Annotated in this window: 2 protein-coding genes; both read left to right on the top strand. The window is 69.1% G+C overall.

The features are described from left to right. Nucleotides 1-147: 147 nt before the first annotated feature. Entirely contained in the window at nt 148-1,359 is a 1,212-nt protein-coding gene (locus B7767_RS34190) for a pyridoxal phosphate-dependent aminotransferase (protein WP_085575491.1), read from the top strand. Nucleotides 1,360-1,486: 127 nt separating this feature from the next. After that, nucleotides 1,487-1,785: hypothetical protein (locus B7767_RS34185; protein ID WP_085575490.1), on the top strand; the 299-nt coding region annotated here is incomplete at its 3' end.

Below are 1,785 nucleotides of genomic sequence, written 5' to 3'. Positions count from 1 at the left end.
GCGTGCGGAGGAGGGCTGGACATGGCGGCGCATTGTAGGGACGTAAGGGGGCGGCGGGACAGCCGACGGACATATCGCTCGAAACGACGCGTCTCACGTGGCGGGAAACACGGCCCGAAGGGCCATACCGGGCCGTAAGCTCCCAGCATGCAGGTGATCCAGTCGACCAAGCTCTCCAACGTCTGTTACGAGATCCGGGGCCCGGTGCTCGAGGAGGCGATGCGGCTGGAAGCGGCCGGTCACCGCATCCTCAAGCTGAACACCGGCAACCCGGCGGCGTTCGGCTTCGAGTGCCCGCCCGAGATCCTGGAGGACATCCTCCGCAACGTGTCGACGGCGCACGGCTACGGCGACGCCAAGGGCCTGCTGGCCGCGCGCCGGGCGGTGGTCATGCACAACCAGACCCTCGGCATCGAGACCGACGTCGAGCACGTCTTCATCGGCAACGGCGTCTCCGAGCTGATCGTGATGGCGATGCAGGGCCTGCTGGACGACGGCGACGAGGTGCTCGTCCCCGCGCCCGACTACCCGCTGTGGACGGCGGCCGTCTCCCTCTCCGGCGGTACGGCGGTGCACTACCGCTGCGACGAGCAGTCGGACTGGATGCCGGACCTCGCCGACGTGGAGCGCAAGGTCACCGACCGCACCAAGGCGATCGTGATCATCAACCCGAACAACCCGACCGGCGCGGTCTACGACGAGGCGGTCATCAAGGGCCTCACCGACATCGCCCGCCGCCACAACCTGCTGGTCTGCTCGGACGAGATCTACGACAAGATCCTCTACGACGACGCGAAGCACATCCCGACCGCCTCCGTCGCCCCCGATCTGCTCACCCTCACCTTCAACGGCATGTCGAAGGCGTACCGGGTGGCCGGCTACCGGGTGGGCTGGATGTCGATCTCGGGGCCGCGCGCCCACGCCGACTCCTACATCGAGGGCCTGACGATCCTGGCGAACATGCGCCTGTGCGCGAACATGCCGGGCCAGCACGGGGTGGTCGCGGCGCTCAGCGGACGCCAGACGATCAACGACCTGGTCCTGCCCGGCGGACGGCTGCGCGAGCAGCGGGACACGGCGTACGAGCTGCTGACCCAGATCCCCGGCGTGAGCTGCGTGAAGCCGAAGGGGGCGCTGTACCTCTTCCCGCGGCTCGACCCGGACGTCTTCAAGATCAAGGACGACCGGCGGATGGTCCTGGACCTGCTGCGCCGCGAGAAGATCATGGTCGTCCAGGGCACCGGCTTCAACTGGCCGGAGCCGGACCACTTCCGGGTGGTGACCCTGCCGTCGGTCACCGACCTGCGGGACGCGGTCGGGCGGATCGCCCGCTTCCTGGACGGTTACGGCCAGCCCTGAGACCAGCCCTGAGACCGACCCCGAAGCCCGCGCGGGCGGCCTTTTCGCGACGGCCTTTTGTGAACGACTCAACTTTAGACTGGATCTAAGCTAGGATGGTTTCCTGTTGCACCACAGGAGGCCATCCATGTACGAACCGATCCGCGCCAAGTCGGTCCACAGCACGATGGCCGGCACCCCCCACGACTTCCCCCACCGGTCCCGTGAGGAAGAGCTGGACATCCAGCTCGCGGGGCACCTCGCCGCGCTGCTCGCCGTCACCGACGAGCTGCGCGTGGCGGCACCCTCGGCCGATCTGGACACCGCGGCCGAGCGGCTCGCCGGGGAGGTAGCCCGCCTGCGGGGAGGACGTACGCCGGCCCGCGCGTCGGCGACCACGACGGGCCGCGAGCCGAACGCGGCGGCCCTGCACCGGCGGGCGCACGC

This window comes from Streptomyces sp. 13-12-16 (assembly GCF_002114215.1).
Classification (GTDB): Bacteria; Actinomycetota; Actinomycetes; order Streptomycetales; family Streptomycetaceae; genus Streptomyces.
This window is presented reverse-complemented; position numbering and strand designations above follow the sequence as displayed.

Excerpts from the sequence above, each read along its gene's own strand:
- B7767_RS34190 (WP_085575491.1), top strand. The coding sequence starts at position 148 with ATGCAGGTGATCCAGTCGACCAAGCTCTCCAACGTCTGTTACGAGATC.